This window comes from Roseateles sp. P5_D6 (genome assembly GCF_054049415.1).
In genome coordinates this window covers 221,943-242,038 of record NZ_JBFUMK010000005.1, presented here as the reverse complement: position 1 = coordinate 242,038, position 20,096 = coordinate 221,943, and the positions used below count along the sequence as shown (strand labels likewise).

The 20,096-nt window shown below is 68.4% G+C and carries 15 protein-coding genes and 1 tRNA gene; 7 read left to right on the top strand and 9 right to left on the bottom strand.

Features of this window, described 5'->3' with window-relative positions; all coding sequences use genetic code 11:
• The 3 genes from ACXJKM_RS08790 to ACXJKM_RS08780 are packed head-to-tail and all read left to right on the top strand — an operon-like array spanning position 1 to position 7,619.
• Positions 1-3,120 carry an MdtB/MuxB family multidrug efflux RND transporter permease subunit gene (locus ACXJKM_RS08790; protein WP_457351694.1) on the top strand — a complete coding sequence of 1,040 codons (3,120 nt, stop codon included), beginning with the start codon at positions 1-3 and terminating at the stop codon, positions 3,118-3,120.
• Entirely contained in the window at positions 3,117-6,224 is a 3,108-nt protein-coding gene (locus ACXJKM_RS08785; protein WP_457351692.1) for a multidrug efflux RND transporter permease subunit, read from the top strand. Before ACXJKM_RS08790 ends, ACXJKM_RS08785 begins: the two co-directional genes overlap by 4 nt.
• A gap of 3 nt (positions 6,225-6,227) precedes the next feature.
• Positions 6,228-7,619, top strand: a complete 1,392-nt coding sequence (locus ACXJKM_RS08780; protein WP_457351690.1) for an efflux transporter outer membrane subunit — start codon at positions 6,228-6,230, stop codon at positions 7,617-7,619.
• 51 nt (positions 7,620-7,670) lie between these two features.
• Here the strand turns inward: ACXJKM_RS08780 and ACXJKM_RS08775 are convergent, their stop codons facing one another.
• From ACXJKM_RS08775 to ACXJKM_RS08750, 6 genes are all read right to left on the bottom strand, one after another.
• Positions 7,671-8,291 (bottom strand): 50S ribosomal protein L25/general stress protein Ctc, encoded by a 621-nt coding sequence (locus tag ACXJKM_RS08775; protein WP_056193788.1) that lies wholly within the window; start codon positions 8,289-8,291, stop codon positions 7,671-7,673.
• Between the two features lie 149 nt (positions 8,292-8,440).
• Positions 8,441-9,403, bottom strand: a complete 963-nt coding sequence (locus ACXJKM_RS08770; protein ID WP_056193791.1) for a ribose-phosphate pyrophosphokinase — start codon at positions 9,401-9,403, stop codon at positions 8,441-8,443.
• A 64-nt stretch (positions 9,404-9,467) separates the two neighbouring features.
• Positions 9,468-9,544: transfer RNA gene (locus ACXJKM_RS08765), tRNA-Gln, on the bottom strand.
• 41 nt (positions 9,545-9,585) lie between these two features.
• Positions 9,586-10,479, bottom strand: coding sequence for a 4-(cytidine 5'-diphospho)-2-C-methyl-D-erythritol kinase (ispE, locus tag ACXJKM_RS08760; protein ID WP_457351688.1), 894 nt, complete (start codon positions 10,477-10,479; stop codon positions 9,586-9,588).
• Positions 10,476-10,988, bottom strand: coding sequence for an outer membrane lipoprotein LolB (locus tag ACXJKM_RS08755; RefSeq protein WP_457351687.1), 513 nt, complete (start codon positions 10,986-10,988; stop codon positions 10,476-10,478). Before ACXJKM_RS08755 ends, ispE begins: the two co-directional genes overlap by 4 nt.
• Complete coding sequence (locus ACXJKM_RS08750; protein WP_457351685.1) at positions 10,985-12,730, bottom strand: tetratricopeptide repeat protein; 1,746 nt, start codon at positions 12,728-12,730, stop codon at positions 10,985-10,987. The genes ACXJKM_RS08755 and ACXJKM_RS08750 overlap by 4 nt, the downstream gene beginning before the upstream one ends.
• A 42-nt stretch (positions 12,731-12,772) precedes the next feature.
• Between ACXJKM_RS08750 and mutM the strand changes: the two genes are divergently transcribed.
• The 4 genes from mutM to ACXJKM_RS08730 all read left to right on the top strand — a co-directional run bounded on the left by mutM (position 12,773) and on the right by ACXJKM_RS08730 (position 16,821).
• Positions 12,773-13,672, top strand: coding sequence for a bifunctional DNA-formamidopyrimidine glycosylase/DNA-(apurinic or apyrimidinic site) lyase (gene mutM / locus ACXJKM_RS08745; protein ID WP_457351683.1), 900 nt, complete (start codon positions 12,773-12,775; stop codon positions 13,670-13,672).
• Positions 13,669-14,691, top strand: coding sequence for an A/G-specific adenine glycosylase (mutY, locus tag ACXJKM_RS08740; RefSeq protein ID WP_457351681.1), 1,023 nt, complete (start codon positions 13,669-13,671; stop codon positions 14,689-14,691). Before mutM ends, mutY begins: the two co-directional genes overlap by 4 nt.
• 3 nt (positions 14,692-14,694) lie before the next feature.
• On the top strand, positions 14,695-14,997 hold the full coding sequence (locus ACXJKM_RS08735; protein WP_057300647.1) for a hypothetical protein: 303 nt from the start codon (positions 14,695-14,697) through the stop codon (positions 14,995-14,997).
• 78 nt (positions 14,998-15,075) lie between these two features.
• Positions 15,076-16,821: a methyl-accepting chemotaxis protein gene (locus ACXJKM_RS08730; protein WP_457351679.1), complete on the top strand. Its 1,746-nt coding sequence runs from the start codon at positions 15,076-15,078 to the stop codon at positions 16,819-16,821.
• Here ACXJKM_RS08730 and ACXJKM_RS08725 read toward each other — a convergent pair.
• From ACXJKM_RS08725 to ACXJKM_RS08715, 3 genes are read right to left on the bottom strand one after another with little or no spacing between them, the layout of a single operon-like run.
• Positions 16,818-17,945 (bottom strand): FAD-dependent oxidoreductase, encoded by a 1,128-nt coding sequence (locus ACXJKM_RS08725; protein ID WP_457351677.1) that lies wholly within the window; start codon positions 17,943-17,945, stop codon positions 16,818-16,820. The two genes, ACXJKM_RS08730 and ACXJKM_RS08725, sit on opposite strands and share 4 nt — an antisense overlap.
• Positions 17,946-17,947: 2 nt before the next feature.
• A complete protein-coding gene (locus ACXJKM_RS08720) occupies positions 17,948-19,669 on the bottom strand; it encodes a M56 family metallopeptidase (RefSeq protein ID WP_457351675.1) in 1,722 nt (573 codons plus the stop codon).
• Complete coding sequence (locus ACXJKM_RS08715; protein WP_457351673.1) at positions 19,666-20,055, bottom strand: BlaI/MecI/CopY family transcriptional regulator; 390 nt, start codon at positions 20,053-20,055, stop codon at positions 19,666-19,668. The genes ACXJKM_RS08720 and ACXJKM_RS08715 overlap by 4 nt, the downstream gene beginning before the upstream one ends.
• Between the last annotated feature and the right edge of the window lie 41 nt (positions 20,056-20,096).

Sequence of the window (20,096 nt, the reverse complement as noted above, 5' to 3'; positions counted from 1 at the left end):
ATGAACCCGTCACGCCTTTTCATCGCGCGGCCGGTCGCGACCTCGCTGCTGATGCTGGCCATCGTGCTGGCCGGCGCGCTGGCCTACCGGCTGCTGCCGGTGTCGGCCCTGCCCGAGGTCGACTACCCGACCATCCAGGTCACGACGCTCTACCCCGGCGCCAGCCCGGACGTGATGACGTCCTCGGTCACCGCCCCGCTGGAGCGCCAGTTCGGCCAGATGCCGGGCCTGGCGCAGATGTCGTCCACCAGCTCGGGCGGGGCCTCGGTCATCACGCTGCGCTTCGAGCTCAGCCTGGCCCTGGACGTGGCCGAGCAGGAGGTGCAGGCGGCCATCAATGCCGGCAGCAACCTGCTGCCCAGCGACCTGCCGATGCCGCCGGTCTACAGCAAGGTCAACCCGGCCGATGCGCCGGTGCTGACCATCGCCATCAGTTCCGCGACCCTGCCCATCACGCGCGTGCACGATCTCGTCGAGAGCCGCCTGGCGCAGAAGATCTCGCAGGTGCCGGGCGTGGGCCTGGTCGGCATCGCGGGTGGGCGGAGGCCGGCCGTGCGCATCCAGGCCAACCCGGGCGCGCTGGCCTCGCTCGGCCTGTCCATCGACGATGTGCGCACGGCCATCTCGGGCGCCAACGTCAACCAGTCCAAGGGCAGCTTCGACGGCCCGCTGCGGGCCTCGACGCTCGACGCCAACGACCAGCTACGCAGCGCGTCCGAGTACGCCAACCTCGTCATCGCCTACAAGAACGGCAATGCGGTGCGCCTCAAGGACGTGGCCCAGCTGGTGGACGACGCCGAGAACCTGCGCCTGGCCGCCTGGGCCGGCCAGGCCAGCAAATCCAGCGTGTCGGCCGTCATCCTGAACGTGCAGCGCCAGCCCGGGGCCAACGTCATCGAGACCGTGGACCGCGTGCGCGCCGTGCTGCCGCAGCTGCAGGCCAGCCTGCCGGCATCGCTGGACGTGCAACTGCTCAGCGACCGCACGACCACCATCCGCGCCTCGGTGACCGATGTGCAGCACGAACTGCTGTTCGCCATCGTCCTCGTCATCGGCGTCATCTTCGTCTTCCTGCGCAGCCTGCCGGCCACCATCATCCCGGCCGTCGCCGTGCCGGTGTCCCTGGTGGGCACCTTCGGCGTCATGTACATGGCGGGGTTCTCGATCAACAACCTGACGCTGATGGCGTTGGTGATCTCCACGGGCTTCGTGGTGGACGACGCCATCGTCATGATCGAGAACATCGCCCGCCACATGGAAGAGGGCGGGGAGAGCGTCAGCGCCTATGACGCCGCGCTGACCGGCTCCAAGCAGATCGGCTTCACCATCATTTCGCTGACGGTGTCGCTGATCGCCGTGCTGATCCCGCTGCTCTTCATGGGCGACGTCGTCGGCCGCCTCTTCCACGAGTTCGCCATCACGCTGGCCGTGTCCATCCTGATCTCGGCCTTCGTGTCGCTGACGCTGACACCCATGATGTGCGCGCGCCTGCTCAAGCACGAGCACGACGAAGACCACGGCTGGCTGTGGCGCCGCGTGGGCAAGGCCTTCGACGACATCATTGCCGGCTATGGCCGCATGTTGAACTGGGTGCTGGACCGCTCGGCGGCGACGCTGGTCGTCTTCATCGCCACGCTGGGCCTGACCGGCGTGCTCTATCTGCTGGTGCCCAAGGGCTTCTTCCCGGTGCAGGACACGGGCCAGCTGCAGGGCATCACCGAGGCGGCGCAGTCCACCTCCTTTGGGTCCATGGCCGAGCACCAGCAGCGCCTGGCCGAGCGCGTGCTGAAGGACCCGGCGGTGGACAGCGTGTCCTCCTTCATCGGCGTGGACGGCGGCAACACGACGCTGAACCAGGGCCGGCTGCAGATCTCGCTCAAGCCCAAGGAGGGGCGTGGTGCCAGCGCCGCCGAGGTCGCGCGCCGCATTGCCAATGCGGCGGCCGACGAGCCCGGCATTGCCCTGTACCTGCAACCGGTGCAGGACCTGACCATCGAGGACCGCATCGCCAAGACGCAGTACCAGTTCACGCTGAGCTCGCCCGACGCCGCCGAGCTGAGCCGCTCGACCACCGCCGTGCTGGAGCGCCTGCGTGGCCTGCACCAGATCGCCGACGTGGCCAGCGACCAGCAGGAGAAGGGGCTCCAAGCCTATGTCGACATCGATCGCGACGCGGCCGGGCGGCTGGGCGTCAGCGTGGCGGCCATCGACAGTGCGCTGTACAGCGCCTTCGGCCAACGGTTGATCTCCACCATCTTCACGCAGAGCAACCAGTACCGCGTCGTGCTGGAAGTGGCGCCCGAATACCGCCAGGGGCTGGACGGCCTGCGGCGCCTGTATGTGCCCGGCGCCGGCGGCGTGCAGGTGCCGCTCAGCTCGGTGGCGCGCTTCAGCGAGAAGCTGGCGCCGCTGGCCGTCAACCATGTCGCGCAGTTCCCGTCGTCGACCATCTCCTTCAACCTCGCGCCCGGCGCGTCGCTCGGCGAAGCGGTGAAGGCCGTCCGCACCGAGGTCGACGCGCTGCAGCTGCCGCTCAGCGTCGAGACCCGCTTCGAGGGCGCGGCCCTGGCCTTCCAGGCGTCGCTGACGAGCACGCTGCTGCTCATCCTCGCGGCCATCGTGACGATGTACATCGTGCTGGGCGTGCTCTACGAGAGCACCATCCACCCGCTGACCATCCTGTCCACGCTGCCGTCTGCAGGCCTCGGTGCCCTGCTGGCCCTGCTGGCCTTCCGGCTCGACCTGGACATCATCGCCATCATCGGCATCGTGCTGCTGATCGGCATCGTCAAGAAGAACGCGATCATGATGATCGACTTCGCGCTGGAGGCCGAACGCGACCATGGCAAGACGCCGCGCGACGCCATCTTCGAGGCCTGCCTGCTGCGTTTCCGGCCCATCCTGATGACGACGATGGCCGCCTTGCTCGGCGCGCTGCCGCTGATGCTGGGCACCGGCGTGGGCAGCGAGCTGCGCCACCCGCTGGGCGTCGTCATGGTCGGCGGCCTCATCGTCAGCCAGCTGCTGACGCTGTTCACGACGCCGGTCATTTACCTGGGCTTCGCATCGGTGGCCGCGCGCCTCAAGCGCCGCGGCCAGGCGAAGGAGGCCGTGGCGTGAACCTGTCGCGCGTCTTCATCGAGCGCCCCATCGGCACGGCGCTGATCACTTGCGGCCTGGCGCTGGCGGGGGCCATCGCCTACCTGCTGCTGCCCATCGCGCCGCTGCCGCAGGTCGAGTTCCCGACCATCTCGGTCAGCGCTTCCCTGCCCGGCGCCAGCCCCGACACGATGGCCGCCACCGTGGCCACGCCGCTGGAGCGGACGCTCGGCAGCATCGCCGGCGTCACGGAGATCACCTCGTCCTCGTCGCTGGGCAGCAGCCGCGTCACGCTGCAGTTCGACCTCAGCCGCGACATCGACAGCGCCGCCCGTGACGTGCAGGCCGGCATCAATGCCTCGCGGGCGCTGCTGCCCACCGGCATGCCGAGCAACCCGACCTATCGCAAGGTCAACCCGGCCGACGCGCCCATCATGATCGTCGCGCTGACGTCGGACACGCTGACGCGCGGTCAGATGTACGACGCGGCCTCCACGGTGCTGGCGCAGAGGCTGTCGCAGGTCGAGGGCGTCGGCCAGGTCAGCGTGGGTGGCGGTGCGCTGCCGGCGGTGCGCATCGAGCTGGACCCGAACAAGCTGTCGGCTCAGGGCTTGTCGCTGGAGCAGGTCCGGGCGGCCGTGGTTGCCACAAACGCCAACCGCCCCAAGGGCCAGCTGGAGAGCGGCGACCGCTACTGGCAGATCACCGCCAACGACCAGGCCCGTCTGGCCAGCGATTACGCGCCGCTGGTGCTGAGCTACAGGAACGGCGCCGCCGTGCAGCTGCGCGACGTGGCCTCCGTCGAGGACAGCGTGCAGGACCTGCGCAACGATGGCCTGGCCAATGGAAAGTCCGCCGTGCTGCTGATCCTGAACAAGGCGCCCAGCGCCAACATCATCGAGACGGTCGACACCGTGCGGGCGCTGCTGCCGCAGCTGCGCGCCTCCATCTCGCCGGCCATCAATGTCGACGTGGTCATGGACCGCACGTCGACCATCCGCGGCAGCATCAAGGAGGTGCAGCGCACGCTGGCGATCTCCTTCGGCCTGGTCATCGTCGTCGTCTTCATCTTCCTGCGGCGTTTCCGCGCGGCACTGCTGCCGGCCGTGGCCGTGCCGGTGTCTCTGGCCGGCACCTGCGGCTTCATGTACCTGCTGGGCTACAGCATCGACAACCTGTCGCTGATGGCGATGACGGTGGCGACCGGCTTTGTTGTCGATGACGCCATCGTGGTTCTCGAGAACATCTCGCGCCACATCGAGCGCGGCGTGCCGCCGCGCGAGGCGGCGCTGAAGGGCGCGCGAGAGATCGGCTTCACCGTCGTCTCCATCTCGCTGAGCCTGATTGCCGTCTTCATCCCCATCCTGGCCATGGGCGGCATCGTCGGGCGCCTGTTCCGCGAGTTCGCCGTCGTGCTGTCGGTGGCCATCCTGGTGTCCATGGTCGTGTCCCTCACCACCACGCCGATGATGGCCGCAACGCTGCTCAAACCCCAGGCCGAGGCGAAGAAGCCGGGCCGCTTCGGCCAGCGGCTGGCGCGGCTGCAGCGCGCGCTGATGCGCGGCTACCGCCGCAGCCTGCGCTGGACGCTGCGCCACCAGCCCGTCGCGCTGCTGGTGCTGGCCGGCGTCATCGCGCTGAACGTGCATCTCTACATGACCATCCCCAAGGGCTTCTTCCCGCAGCAGGACACCGGCCTGATGACGGGTGGCGTGCAGGCCGACCAGGCCAGCTCCTTCCAGTCCATGCAGCTCAAGCTGCGCACCTTCCACGACATCGTGCGCGCCGACCCGGCCGTGGCCAACGTCACCGGCTTCACCGGTGGCGGCCAGCGCAACAGCGCCAACATGTTCATCAGCCTGAAGCCCCAGGCCGAGCGCAACGAGAGCATTGACGCCGTCATCAACCGGCTGCGCACCAAGCTCGCCAAGGTGCCGGGCGCCAACATGTTCATGGCCCCCGTGCAGGACATCCGCATCGGCGGCCGCCAGGCCAACGCCTCGCTGCAGTACACGCTGCAGTCGGACAGCCTGGAAGACCTGCGCACCTGGGAGCCGCGCATCCGCCGCGCGCTGACCGAGGTGCCGGAGATCACCGACGTCAATACCGACCAGCAGGACAAGGGCACGCAGACGTCGCTCGTCGTCGACCGTGACGCGCTGGCACGGCTCGGCATCACGATGGGCGCCTTCGACAGCACGCTGAACAACGCCTTCGGCCAGCGCCAGGTCGGCGTCATCTACAACCCGCTCAACCAGTACCGCGTCGTCATGGAGCTGGCGCCCGTCTGGCTGCAGAGCCCGCAGACCCTGGACCGCCTGATGCTGACCAGCAGCGCCGGCCAGCAGGTGCCGCTGTCGGCGGTGGCGCGCGTCGAGACGACCAACACGCCGCTGTCCGTCAACCACCAGAGCGGCACGCCGGCCAGCACCATCAGCTTCAACCTGGCCGAGGGCGTGTCGATGTCGGATGCGGTCGTCGCCATCAATGACGCCGTGGCCGGCAGCGGCGCGCCGGTGTCGGTGCGCGGCAGCTTCCAGGGCACGGCCCAGGCCTTTCAGGCGTCCCTCAAGTCCCAGCCCCTGCTCATCCTCGCGGCCATCGTGACCATCTACCTGGTGCTGGGCATGCTCTACGAGAGCCTCATCCACCCGATCACCATCCTGTCGACGCTGCCCTCGGCGGGCGTCGGCGCATTGCTCGCGCTGATGGCCTTCAAGACCGACTTCACCATCATTGCGTTGATCGGCGTCATCCTGCTGATCGGCATCGTCAAGAAGAACGCCATCATGATGCTGGACTTCGCCATCTCGGCCCAGCATGCCGCCGATGAGCGCGGCAGCCGGCTGTCGCCGGGTGCCGCCATCTACCGCGCGGCCCTGCTGCGGCTGCGCCCTATCCTGATGACGACGGTGGCCGCCGTCTTCGGTGCCGTGCCGTTGGCCCTGGGCCATGGCGAAGGCGCCGAGCTGCGCGTGCCGCTGGGCATCTCCATCGTCGGCGGCCTGCTGCTGAGCCAGCTGCTGACCCTCTACACCACGCCCGTCGTGTTCTGCTGCATGGACAGGCTGAGCCGCAAGAAGCGCGCGCCTGCTCGTGCAGCTGTCATCCAGACCGCGACCTAAGCCATGCTGAAGACTGCCCTTGCTCCCTTGACCATCGCCCTGCTGCTTGCCGGCTGCGCCGTGACCTCGCAGCACCCGCCTGCTGAAGCCCCGCCGCCCGAGCACTTCACGGGCTCGACCGAATGGCGGCGCGTGGCGCCCGAGGTCGCCGTGCCCGAGGCCTGGTGGACGATGTTCAAAGATCCGGTGCTGGACAGCCTGCAAGCCGACCTCGTCGTCGGCAACCAGAACCTTGCCGCGGCCCTGGCCCAGGTTGCATCGGCCCGCGCGGTGCTTGCAGCCAGCCGCTCGGCCATTTTTCCCACGTTGTCCGTTGGCGCTGGCAGCACCCGATCCGCCACGGCCGAGAACGGCAACGGCCAGCGCACCGTGTCGACCAACAACTCGCTGACGGCCAACGCGGCCTGGGAGATCGATCTCTGGGGGCGCCTCGCCGAAGGCGTCAAGGCCGCCGGCGCGAACTACCAGGCCAGCCAAGCCGATCTGGCCGCGCTGCGCCTGTCGGCGCAGGCGACGCTGACGCAAAGCTATTTCGCGTTGCGCACCGCCGAGGCGCAGCAGGCGCTGCTGGAGCGCACCGTGACCGCCAACCAGCGAGCGCTGGAGTTGACCGAGGCCCGCTATGCCGGCGGCGTCGTCGCGCAGACCGATGTGCTGCAGGCTCGCACCCAGCTGCGCAGCGTGCAGTCGCAGCTCAGCGACATGCGCACCGAGCGCGCGCAACTTGAGCACGCCATCGCCACCCAGGTCGGCAAGCTGCCGGGGCAGTTCCAGCTGCTGCCCAGCTCTCACCTGCCCGAGCTGCCGCCGGTACCCGACCTGGTGCCGTCGACGATGCTGGCCCAGCGCCCCGACATCGCCGCCGCGCGCGCCCGCCAGAAGGCGGCGTATGCGCAGATCGGCATCGCCGATGCGGCCTTCTTCCCCGCAATCGACCTGTCGGCCAGCGCCGGCTACCGCGGCTCGTCCTGGTCCAACCTGATCTCGGCGCCAAATCTGCTGTGGAGCATCGGTGCGGCCGTGGCGCAGCCGATCTTTGACGGCGGCCAACGCAAGCTGGCTTCAGCCCAAGCTCGCGCCTCGGCCGATGCCGCTACCGCCAACTACCGCCAGGCGGTGCTGACGGCGTTCCAGGAGGTCGAGGACAACCTCGTGCAGTTCGCCGAATCCGGCGCCGCGCTGGCCCTGCAGCGTGACGCTTTCGAGGCCGCCCAGCGAAACCTCGACATCGTGCTGGCCCAGTACCGCGCCGGCACGGTCAGCTTCCTGAACGTCAGTGCGGCGCAGAGTTCGCTGCTATCGGCTGAAGCCAACCTGCTGTCTGCGCGCAACCGCCAGTTGGTGGCGGCCAATCTGCTGCTGAAGAACCTGGGCGGCCGGCTGCCGGCGCAATGAAAAAGGGCTCCTTGCGGAGCCCCTCGTCTTTGGCTTGAAGCCTCGAAGAAATTACTTCTTCTTCTTCTTCTTGCCGTCGTCGACCACCGGAGCGGCGGCAACGATGACTTCTTCAGCAACCGGCGCGATCGGCGTCGCGATGACGGGGTTCGGCTTGCCGTGCGTCACGACCTTGATGCCTTCCGGCAGCTTGATGTCGTTGACGTGCAGCGAGTGACCCTGGGTCAAGCCAGACAGGTCCACCTCGATGAACTCGGGCAGTTGCTTGGCCAGGCAGGTGATCAGCAGCTCGGTCACGACGTGGTTGACCGTGCAGTGGTCGGTCTTGACGGCCGGCGACGTGTCTTCACCGATGAAGTGCAGCGGCACCTTCTTCGTGATCTTGGTCGTGGCGTCCACGCGTTGGAAGTCGCAGTGCAGGACTTGCGGCTTGTACGGGTGCATCTGGAAATCGCGCAGCAGCACTTGCGTGGTGGCGCCAGCCAGTTCCATGTCCAGCAGCGAGCTGTGGAAGGCTTCCTTCTTGAGGGCGTGGAACAGCGCGTTGTGATCGAGTTCGATCATGACGGGCTCACCAGCGCCAAAAACGATACCGGGCACTTTGCCGGCCACGCGCAGGCGGCGGCTCGCTCCGGTCCCCTGCAATTTGCGCTCAAAAGCGACGAACTTCATGGTTTTCTCCAAAAAGAGAAACGGCACCCGCGACCAGGCACCGTTGGGAATGCGGTCTTGCGACCGCGGCGAACTCGAAACAGAAGTTGTTGTTCTGCTCCGAGAGATTGGGAGGGCCCCGCTTGCGGGAGGGACCCTACTCGGACTGGCTAGAAATTGTTGTTTTGTTCCGAGAAAAGGGAGGTGACCGACTCGCCGTCGGAAATACGGCGGATGGTCTCGGCAAACAGGAAGGCCACCGACAGCTGGCGGATCTTCTTGCAGGCCTTGGCCGCGTCGGTCAGCGGAATGGTGTTGGTGATGACGACTTCGTCCAGCTGCGAGCTGGCGATGCGCTCGATGGCCGGGCCCGACAGGATGGGATGGGTGCAATAGGCGAACACGCTCTTGGCGCCACGCGCCTTCAGCACATCGGCCGCCTTCACGAGGGTGCCGGCGGTGTCGATCATGTCGTCCATGATCACGCAGTTGCGGCCGTCGATCTCGCCGATGACGTGCATCACTTCGGACACGTTGGCGGTTGGGCGGCGCTTGTCGATGATGGCCAGGTCGCAGCCGAGCTGTTTGGCGAGGGCGCGGGCGCGCACCACGCCGCCGACGTCCGGCGACACGACGACGAGGTCGCTGTAGTTGCGGCTCTTCAGGTCCGACAGCAGGACGGGCGACGCGTAGATGTTGTCGACCGGGATGTCGAAGAAGCCCTGGATCTGGTCGGCGTGCAGGTCCATGGTCAGCACACGCTCGACGCCGACGGTTTCCAGCAGGTTGGCGACGACCTTGGCCGAGATCGGCACGCGGGTGGAGCGTGGGCGGCGGTCCTGGCGGGCGTAGCCGTAATAGGGGATGACGGCGGTGATGCGACGGGCGCTGGAGCGCTTGAGCGCGTCCGCCATGATCAGCAGCTCCATCAGGTTCTCGTTCGTCGGCGCGCAGGTGGGCTGGATGACGAAGACGTCACGCGCACGCACGTTCTGCTGGATCTCGACGGCGACTTCGCCGTCCGAGAAACGCCCGACGACGGCCTTGCCCAGCTCGAGACCGAGATGGGTGGCCATTTCCTGAGAGAGGACCGGGTTCGCGTTGCCGGTGAAGAGAACCGTGTTGAGCAGCACTGGGCTTCCTTGAGTCAGTGGCCCGCTGAATGCGCAGCCGGTTCAGCGAAGTACGGAAAACATTTGGCAGGGGAGGAAGGACTCGAACCCTCGCATGTCGGAATCAAAATCCGATGCCTTRACCAACTTGGCGACTCCCCTACACAGGACCCGGCCGAGCGGCCGAACCCTATAAACCTTTGTCAGCCGGCCCAGCCCGCGAGCGGGTGTTGAGCCAGGCTGTGGCAGATTCGACCGGTCCACTCCGCAGGTCTGGCCCGCAGTAATGTCGCCAGGGACTGGTCGTCATTGCCATCTTTTCCATTCCCGGCGAGTACTGAAAACACTGCAGCGCCTGAGCCCGTCATTCGGGCGTTGCCGAATTGCTTCGACATGCACGCTACCGCGTCTTGCACTTCACTGCTGATACTTTCGGCGGCGGGCTGGAGGTCGTTGTGACCAAAGCCATTCACCAGGTTTTCTGCAGTTCCAGCCAGGGCGGGAAAGCCCGCGACTATAGCCAGGTTTTCAGACCTTGCCAAGAGTTGGCTTGAAAAGATGTCCTTGGTTGCCAGCCCGGCCGGGCCCTTGAGCACGGCGAAGCGCTGCTCGGGCAAGGTCAGTGGATGCAGGATTTCGCCGATGCCTTCGACGAAGGCCGGGCCGCCGCCGAGGAAGAAGGGCAGGTCGGCGCCGAGCTTCAGGCCGAGCGCTATCAGGCGGTCCAGCGGCAGGCGCAGATCCCAGAGCCGGTTCAGCGCCAGCAGCGTCGTCGCCGCATCCGACGAGCCGCCGCCCATGCCGGCACCGGCAGGCAGCCGCTTTTCCAGGTGGATGTCGGCGCCGAGCGTGCAGCCGGTATCGGTTTGCAGCAGGCGAGCGGCGCGCAGGCAGAGGTCATCGGCGGGCAGGGCGCCTGCGAGCACATCATGGCGATGCAGCCGCCCGTCCGAGCGAATCTCCACATGCAATGTGTCCGCCCAATCGATCAGCACAAAGACTGACTGCAGCAGGTGGTAGCCATCAGGCCGCTTGCCGACCACATGAAGAAAGAGGTTGAGCTTGGCGGGCGCGGCCAGGTCGTACAGCGCCTTCATTCGCCGCTGTCCAGCCGGGCGCGCAGCGTGACGGTGGGTTCGGCCATGCGCGTGGCGACGAGGGCGGGCAGCTTGGGTTCGATGCGCCAGCCCAGTTGCTCGAAGCCGCTCGTCGTCTTGAGGTGTGGCGCGGCGGGCCAGGGTCGGGCTTGCAGCCAGTCGAACAGCGCAGCAACCGGCACCGGCTCGCCGAGCAGCTCGCGGGTCAATGCGTCGAGGTCGTCGAAGCGGCGCTCGTCGCCGGGCGTCTGCAGCGTGACGCGGCCGGGCTGCCAGTTCGCGCGGGCTACCAGGGCGCCGAGCGGCGATGTCAGCTCCAGCCGCCCAGCCTGCGGGCCGCCGAACAGTTCGAAGCTGGCCGCACCGCCGGTGCCACGGTTGTGCGCATCGCCGGCCACCGTCACGCTGATGCGGCCGCTGAGCCGGGACTCCTGGCCAGCGGGCGGCGCCTGAGGCAACTGCGCGCAGCCGGCAATGGCGAGCGCGAGGAGCAGGGCGGCCAGCCTCATCGCGGCTTGACCTTCAGCCGGTCCAGCGTCTCGCGCAGGGCGTCATTGCCGGGTTCGCGCTGAGCGGCCTCTGCAAAGACGCGGCGGGCTTCATCCTGGGCGCCGCTGGCCCACAGCACCTCGCCGAGGTGGGCGGCGATCTCGGCGTCGGGGCGGGCGGTATGGGCCTGGCGCAGCAGCTTGGCGGCCTCGGGCAGGTTGCCCAGGCGGAATTCGACCCAGCCCAGGCTGTCGACGATGAAGGGCTCGCCCGGCGCCAGCTTCAGCGCCTGTTCGATGAGCTCCTTGGCCTCGGGCAGGCGCAGATTGCGTTCGGCTAGCGAATAGCCCAGGGCGTTGTAGGCGTGGTGATAGTCGGGTTTGATCTCGATGACCCGGCGCAAGAGGCTCTCCATTTCATCGAAGCGGCCCGCCTTCTCGGTCATCATGGCCTGTTCGTAGACGAGATCGGCGTCGGCGGGAAAGCGGGTCGTGGCAGTCTTGAGGACGGCCAGTGAGGCCGTGTAGTCGCGCTGCTCGCGCATCAGCTGGGCTTCGGCAAGCAGCGCGGCGCGGGCTTCGGCATCGCTGGCATCGCTCGCCGGTTGCAGCAGCTTGCGGGCCTCAGGCAGCTTCCCTTGTCGAGCCAGCAGGCTGGCGCGGCGGTAGCGCAGTTCCAGTCCGTTGCCGTCCACCTTTTGCAGTGCCGCCTCGGCGGCCTTGAGGTCGCCGCGTTGCTCGGCTGCCTGGGAAAGCATCAGCCAGGCCTGCTGGCGGCCCTCGGCGCGGGCCTTGATCTCGGCATCGGTGCCCGAGGCCGGCGTGTCCAGCCGCTTCAGGGCTTCGCGCAGGGCGGCCTCAGCGGCGGCGGCATGCTTGAGCTCCAGCTCGGTGGCGCCCAGGGCCAGCCATGGGGCGGGGTTGTCGGGCGTCGCCTCGGTCAGCAGGCGGAACTCGCGCGCGGCATCGGCCGGGCGCTGCGCCAGGATCAGCGCCCGGGCATAGGCTTGGCGCAGCGCATGCTGCTCGGGCGTTTGCTGCAGCCTGGCGGTGATCAGCCCTTCGGCCTGGGGCTCGGTGGGCATGAGGTCGACGGCCAACTGCATCGCGTCGTCGTTGTCGGGCACGAGCTGGTTGAGTTCGCGGGTCAGCCCAAGTGCTCGCCCGTTCTCGCCGGCATTGATGGACAGGCGGGCCTCGGTGTACAGGGCGGCGGGCTTGAGCGGGCCGGCCTGGGCCTGCAGCACCGGGCGCAGGGCCATGAGCACGGCCTTGGGATCGGGCGAGCGCTGAAACAGACGGGGCAGCGCGAGGATGAGCCCGGGGCGCTGCGGAGCGGGCGCAACGCGCAGCAAGCTCGCCAGCGGCGTGGGTACTTCGGCGGGCTTGTTCATGACGGCCAGCAGCTGCACGCAGTTCTGCAGCGCCTCGGCCGAGGTTGGCACTGTCTCGGCCCAGGCGCGTGCGGCCATCAGGGCCTGGTCACCCGCACGAGCCTGCACGGCGATGTTGACGACGCGCTTGAACAGCTCCTCGTCGCCGGTGCGGCGCGCGGCGTCCAGCAGCACCTGGAAGGCGACGCCGGCCTGGCCACTCTGCAGCTCGAGCTCGCCGATCAGCAGTTGGTAGAACAGCGGCGCGTCCATGGCCGAGTTCGTCGGTGCCTCGGCGGGAGTGGCCGGCGCGACGGCATCCTGGGCGTGGGCTTGCAGGGCGGCGAACAGGGCGGCCGCGGCGATCACGCGGCGAGTGGGCAGGGGCATTCGAACTCCGACTGAACAGGGCCTGATTATGATTTCCGTCTCATGCCCGAGTTACCCGAAGTCGAAGTCACGCGCCGCAGCTTTGCCGGTGCCATCCAGGGGGCCCGGGTGACCGGCCTTCGGCTGGGAAAACCCTTGCGCTGGCCACTCGGCGTGGACCCCGAAACCCTGCTCGGCAGCCGCGTCGGCAGCACGCAAAGAAGGGGTAAATATTTGTGGCTGCCGCTGGAAAAAGGCGATGCCGGGCCGCCCCAAATCGCCTTGCTCCCCTCGGGGGGCGGGCTGGGCGCCGCTCAGCCCTTGGGGCCGACAAGTGCCGGGGGCTTGTTGATGCATCTGGGCATGTCGGGGTCGCTGGCCTTCCTTGACGCAACGCCGGCGCCAGGCGCGCATGACCATTTCGACCTGCATACCGACCATGGCCTGCTGCGCCTGACCGACCCGCGCCGCTTCGGCGCCGTCGTCTGGGGCGCGTCGCTGGATGCCGAACCGGTGGCCACGCTGCTCGGCAGCCTGGGCCTGGAGCCGTTCGACGAGCGATTCGACGGCCTGCACCTGCATGCCGCGCTCAGCGGCCGGCGCGTGTCCATCAAGCAGGCGCTGCTGGCAGGCGACATCGTCGTCGGCGCGGGCAATATCTACGCCTGTGAGGCGCTGTTCATGGCCGGCATCGACCCGCGTCTGCCCGCCGGCAAGCTGAGCCGCCCGCGCGCCGACAAGCTCGCCGCGGCCGTGCGCACGGTGCTCGGCCAGGCGCTGGAAGCTGGTGGCACGACGCTGCGCGACTTTCGCGACGCCCATGGCGTGGCCGGCAGCTTCCAGATGCAGGCGCAGGTCTATGGCCGCGAAGGCGACGCCTGCCGGCGTTGCGGCACCGCCATCAGGCGCATCGTGCAAGGCGCACGTTCCACCTTCTTCTGCCCCCAATGCCAGAAACGATGAGACCAGAAGCGCTGGGCGCCGACTTCGGCAAGACCGTCGTCGCCTGGCAGCGCCGCCATGGTCGCAACACGCTGCCGTGGCAGAACACGCGCGACCCCTATCGCGTCTGGCTGTCGGAAGTCATGCTGCAGCAGACCCAGGTSGCSACSGTGCTSGGCTACTACGAACGCTTCCTGGCGCGCTGGCCCAAGGTCACCGACCTGGCCGCGGCGTCGCTGGACGAAGTACTCGCGCAATGGGCCGGCCTGGGCTACTACAGCCGGGCGCGCAATCTCCACGCCTGCGCCAGGGCCGTGGCCGATCTGCATGGCGGCGAGTTCCCAGGCACGGCTGCAGCCCTGCAGACGCTGCCCGGCATCGGTCGCTCCACTGCCGCAGCCATCGCGGCCTTCTGCTTTGGCGAGCGCGTCGCCATCCTGGACGGCAATGTCAAGCGCGTGCTGTCGCGCGTGCTGGCATTCAGCGGCGATCTCTCCAGCAGCGCCGCCGAGAAGAAGCTGTGGGACCGTGCCACCGAGCTGCTGCCCGAGCGCGACGTTGACCGCTACACCCAGGGCCTGATGGACCTCGGCGCGACGATCTGCAGCACGCGCTCGCCCGACTGCCTGCTCTGCCCCGTGCAGCCCATGTGCCGCGGGCAGCAGGAGGGCGATCCGACGCGCTTCCCGGTCAAGACCAGGAAGCTCAAGCGCGGCCGTCGCGAGAACTGGTGGCTGTGGGTCGAGAGCGTCGAGGGCCGGGTCTTGCTGCAGCAGCGACCTGACACCGGCGTCTGGGCGGGCTTGTGGACGCTGCCGATGTTTGATGACGAGGCCAGCGCCCGAGCGGCCCTGCCGGGCGGCGAGCTGGAGACGCTGCCGCGGCTGCAGCACGCGCTGACGCACTTCGATTGGGTGCTGCACACGCTGCGGGCCGGGGCAGTTGAGGGTATGACTCCTGGCGGCACTTGGGTGGCGCGGGAGAAACTGGTGGATTACGCGCTGCCTGCGCCGCTGAAGAAGTTGATCGAGGGAGACTGAGCCATGAAACCACACATCAAGAGCGGCATCGAGTACGCAGTCATCACCCTGCTCGTCGCCGGCCTGTGCCTGTGGCAGATCATCAGCAGCACGCAGGACGGCGAGCCGCCGGCGTCCAGGCTCGTCCTGCTGGGTCTGGGTCTCGTCGTGGCGGGCACCATGCATTGCGTTTTCATGATGCAGCTGGTGCGCCGTACGGGCCGCGCCTTCATGCCTTGGTTCATTGCCATCGTCGTTTTCATGCCCATCGGCACCGCCGTGCTGCTCGCCTTGCTGCTGGGCGAGGCCGAGCCGTCTGAAAGTTGACAAAACAGGGGTTGCACACGCATTGCCTGCCCACGGCGAAAGGGGCACAGTCCCTCGAACAACGACAAGGGGACAGCCGTGGATGGACTGAAGAATCTGCGCGTCGGAACGCGCCTGGGATTGGCGTTCTTCGTGTTGCTGGCGCTGATGCTGGCGATGGCCTTTGTCGGCACGTTGCTGGCGAAGTCGATCAACTACTACGCCGAGTACTACCCCGAGAACATCCTGCCGTCGCTGCGCATCATTCACCAGATCGACGGTGCGATCTCCGACGCGCGGAGGTACGAGCAGCAGCACATCCTGACGGACGACGACAAGCAGAAGAAGGAACTCTCTGGCCAGATCGTCAAGGCGCGCGACGACGTCCGCCAGCGGTTGAAGGACTATGAGCTGCTGGCCGCCGACGACGAGGATCGTGGGCTGCTGAAGACGGTGCGCGAGGGCGCCGAGGCCTATTTCGCGGGCCAGGAAAAAGTCCTCAAGGCTTCAGAGGAGAGTGCCGCCGACCCGACCCAGGGCACGGCAGCCCGGGAGATGAATGGGGCCGCCCGCACCGTCTTCCTGCCGCTGCGCCAGAACGTCGGCAAATGGTGGGACTACAACGAGAAGCTGGCCGGCGTGACGACCGCTTCCGCCGAGAGTGCCTACCGCCGCGTGCTGTGGATCTTCGGCATCGCATCGCTCGTGGCCCTGGTCATCGGCGTGTTGGCGGCCCTGTCCATCACCCGTTCCATCACCGGCCCCGTGCAGCGCGCTTCCGACGCAGTCAAGGCTGTGGCGGCCGGTGACCTGACGCAGCGCCTGCACAGCAGCTCGCGCGATGAGCTCGGCCAGCTGTTGACCATGCTGGACGAGATGACGCAGAACCTGGCGCGCATGGTGTCGGGCGTGCGCCTGGGCTGCGACCAGCTCAGCGTCGCAGCGGCCGAGATCGCCCAGGGCAATGCCGACCTGTCGGCGCGCACCGAGAGCCAGGCCTCCAGCCTCGAGCAGACGGCCGCCTCCGTCGAGCAGATGGCCGCGCAGATCAAGGCCAATGCCGACAACGCCCGCCAGGCTGACCAGCTTGCCAACCATGCTTCCGAAGTGGCCGGCGCCGGCGGCACCGCTGTCGGTGAGGTCGTCACGACCATGGACGCGATCTCCACCTCCAGCCGCAAGATCTCCGACATCATCGGCACCATCGACGGCATCGCCTTCCAGACCAATATCCTCGCGCTGAACGCGGCAGTCGAGGCGGCGCGGGCGGGCGAGCAGGGCCGCGGCTTTGCCGTCGTGGCCGGCGAGGTGCGCCTGCTGGCCCAGCGCAGCGCCGAGGCGGCCAAGGAAATCAAGAGCCTCATTGGTGACAGCGTCAGCAAGGTCGAGAGCGGCAGCGCCCAGGTGCTGGCCGCGCGCGAAACCATCGGCCAGATGGTCAACGAGGTGCGCAAGGTGACCGACCTCGTCGGCGAGATCACCGTCTCCAGCCGAGAGCAGAGCGAAGGCGTGGGCCAGATCAACGCGGCCGTCAGCCAGCTCGACCAGGCCACGCAGCAGAACGCGGCTCTCGTGGAGCAGACAGCGGCCGCCGCTGAGAGCATGCGCATGCAGACGGCCAAGCTGGCCGAGGCGGTGGCGGCCTTCCGCGTGGATGCGGGCGCTGCGGCGCCAGGGCCACGCGGCACGCCCAAGCCGGCAGCGCGACCCGCCACGGCGCCCCGCGCTGCGACTCCCAAACCTGCACCGCGCCCCGCGGTTCAAGCCAGGCCCGCACCAGTCACTGCGGCGCCCAAGCCAGCCCCCGCGCCCAGCCAGGCCGAGGGCGATTGGGAGACTTTCTAGAACAGGCCGGCGAGCCGCTGCACCGCGGCCTCGCTCTGGGCCCGGTCGGGGCGCAGGTCGTCATTGCCGAAGTCGTGCTCACCCATGGCCGCGACCAGCAGGCCGTCACGGCGCGGCAGCACGACGAGGTTCTGGCCGCGATAGATCAGCGCGTAGTCCACCTCGGGCTGTGGAATGAGTCGAGCCGTCTGGCCGCGCACCGGTGTCATGCTGGTGTCGCCCAGCAGCTTGCGCGCACCGTCGCCGGTGCAGTTGACGACGACGCGCTCGGGCAGGCGGGCAAAGTCGCGCGGCTGGCGGAACTCGCGCTGCACGAGTTCGCCGCCGTCGCGGGCGAAGTCGTCCAGCAGCAGACGCTGGTAGGCCGGGATGTTGAAGATGAGCTGCGTGAAGCGGCGTGCGTGCGGTTTGCGAAAAGGATGCTCCGCGGCCGAGAGCGCCTTGCCCTGCGGGCGCAGGTCGGCGATGCGCGACGACAGCTCCGGATAGTCGGGCTCGCCGATGTGGCCGGGCAGGGCCTGATCGAAACCCTCGTCGGCGACGACATAGCCGTCATGCCATTCGACGGGGCCGGAGGGCAGGCCGAGATAGCTCTGGTGCACCTTGAACGAGGCACGCGCCATGGCTTCCCAATCGGCCGTCCAGGCCTCGCTGGCGTGTTCGCTGGTGACGATGCGCGAGTCCGGCGTCCACAGCCCGGTGGCGGCCGAGGAGTGCACGCGGGGTGGTCGGTCCTTGGCGTAGAGCCTGACCTTGTAGCCGGCCTGCTGGGCGGTGCGCGCCGTCGTCAGGCCGATGGCGCCGCAGCCGATGACGGCGATGCGCTCACCCGGGCGACCGCCGCGCGACTGGATCAGCGCCAGTGCGCGCTGGGCCGAACCCCAGGACAGTGACCAACCGCTTCCGCCGTGGCCGTAGTGGTGGACGACGGTCTTGCCGAAGCGTCTCTCGACCTCGATGCGCGGCCCCTGGGCGCGAAAAGGGCGGATGCCGACGGCGATGTCGACGATGCGGTCCACGCTGGCGCGCATCACAGCCGGCGCCGCTGGGGCTGCGAAGTCCAGCGCAAAGGCGGGCCAGGACAGGGCGGCGCTGCTGGCCGCAAGCAAATGACGGCGCTGCACGATCAGAAAACCTGGCGGGCCAGCGACTTGCGGATCAGCGCTGCATCGCGCAGGCGATTGGCCGAGCCGTCGGCGTCCAGTAGCACCACGGTCACCGGGCGCTTGCCGTTCAGGATGCGCATGGCCAGGCAGCGGCCAGCTTCCTCGGTATAGCCGGTCTTGGAGACGCGGATGTTCCAGCCCTTGGCGCCGACCAGCCGGTTGGTGTTGCGCACGTCGCGCTGGCGGCCGTCGACCGGCACCTTGGCCTTCTTGACGCTGGTGATGCGCTCGATCTCGCCGTAGCGCGCCGCCGCTGCCGTGATGGCCGCCATCTCGGTGGCGGTCGAGGTATTGGCCGGCGACAGGCCGGTCGGGTCGGTGATGGCCGTGCGCTTCAGGCCGAGCGCGCGGATCTTGGCCTGCATGGCCTTCTCGAAGCCGGCCTCTCCGCCGGGAAAGGTGCGCGCCAGCGCCGCGGCGGCGCGGTTCTCGGACTCCATCAGCGCCAGCTCCAGCGCGGCCTGCCGGCTCATCTGCGTGCCGACGCGAACCCGCGAGCGGCTGTGCTTGAGCGTGTCGACGTCGTCGCTGGTGATGCGCAGCTTCTCGTTCGGGTCCAGCTTGGCGTCGAGCACGACCATGGCCGTCAGCAGCTTGGTCAGCGAGGCGATCGGCACGACGGTGTCGGCGTCACGGGCCATCAGCACCTTGCCGGTGGCGTCGTCGATGACGACGACGTGCTTGGCATTGACGGGCAGGCGCAGTTGTTGAACCGGCGGCGCCTCGGCCTCGATGGCCACGGGGCTGGGCGGCGGCTCGACCGGCTCACGGCCCTTGGCCTGCACGACGAAGCTGGTCGCGGCGATCAGCAGGGCCGGCAGAGCCAGCTTCCAGCCCGTGGCCTGGGGGCGCGGCGCGAGCAGGCGCTCGATGCGGGCAAGCAGGTCGCCGCCGCGAGCGGCGAGCGCGGGAGAGGGAGTCATATCGGAGCAATCCATTTCAGAAAGGGCGTGCAGGGCCAGGGCCAGGCGGCGTGAATCACCGAGCAGCTCGGCCGAGATCTCGTCGGCCACCAGCTCGCGCTCATGACGCATGCGCGCCGACAGCCACCAGACGACGGGGTGAAAGAAGAGCAGGGCCTCGACGGCGCTCTGCAGCAGGTTGGCCGCGTAGTCCCAGCGCCGCACATGAGCCAGCTCGTGCGCCAGCAGGGCTTCGATCAGATCTACCGGGAGGCGGGAGAGCAGGGCGGCAGGCAGCAGCACGCAGGGCCTGAACATGCCCAGTGCGATGGGGCCGGCCAGGTCGGGCAGCAGGCGCAGCGGGACGGGTCGCTTGAGGCCCAGGCGTCGAGCGAGAGCGTCCAGCCGCGCCTGCCATTCGGCCGGTGCCGGCATACTGCGCCGCCGCGCACGGCCGACCCAGGCCAGGCCCAGGGCCAGCCGCGCCAGCATCAGCGCCGTGCCCAGGGCCCAGGCGCTGACCAGGGCCGGCATCTGCTCAGCAAGCGGCGGCAGCTCGCCGATGAATTCGGCGTCGGCGGGTGCGAGGTCCAGGCACTGGGCCAGCGGCAGGCCCAGGCAAAGCCCCAGGCCGGCCGCGCAGACGGCATAGCGCCAGCGTGCCGATGCGCCGCGCATCAGCGCCAGCAGCAAGGCCACGGCGGCGCCGACGACGACGCCCTGCCAGACGAAGTTCACGAGGGCCCAGCCCCAGGCAATCATGGCGATGTCGAGGCTCATCTGGCTTCATCTCCCTTTCCAGCCAGCAACTGGCGGATCTCCGCGCGCTCCTTGGCGCTGACGTGGTTCTTCAGGGCTGCCAGCACCAGGGCCTTGCCAGAGCCGGCAAAGGCCTTGCTGATGAAGTCCTTCATCAGGGACTGCTGCAGCTTGTCCTGGGCGTGCACGGGGGCGTAGAGCTGCGGGCGCTGGCTCTCGTCGCGGGTCAGCAGGCCCTTGCCGTGCATCACCTGCAGCTGGCGCAGTACGGTGGCATAGGTGGCGTCGGGCCGCTCGGGCAGCAGGGCCTCGTGCACGGCCTTCGCATCGGCGGGGCCCAGGCGCCAGAGCACGCGCAGCAGGTCCAGCTCGGCCGCCGTTGGCTTGGAGGAAGGGGTTCGACTCATGGGTTCAGAATAAACGTTCTAGAACGCGATGTCTAGAACAT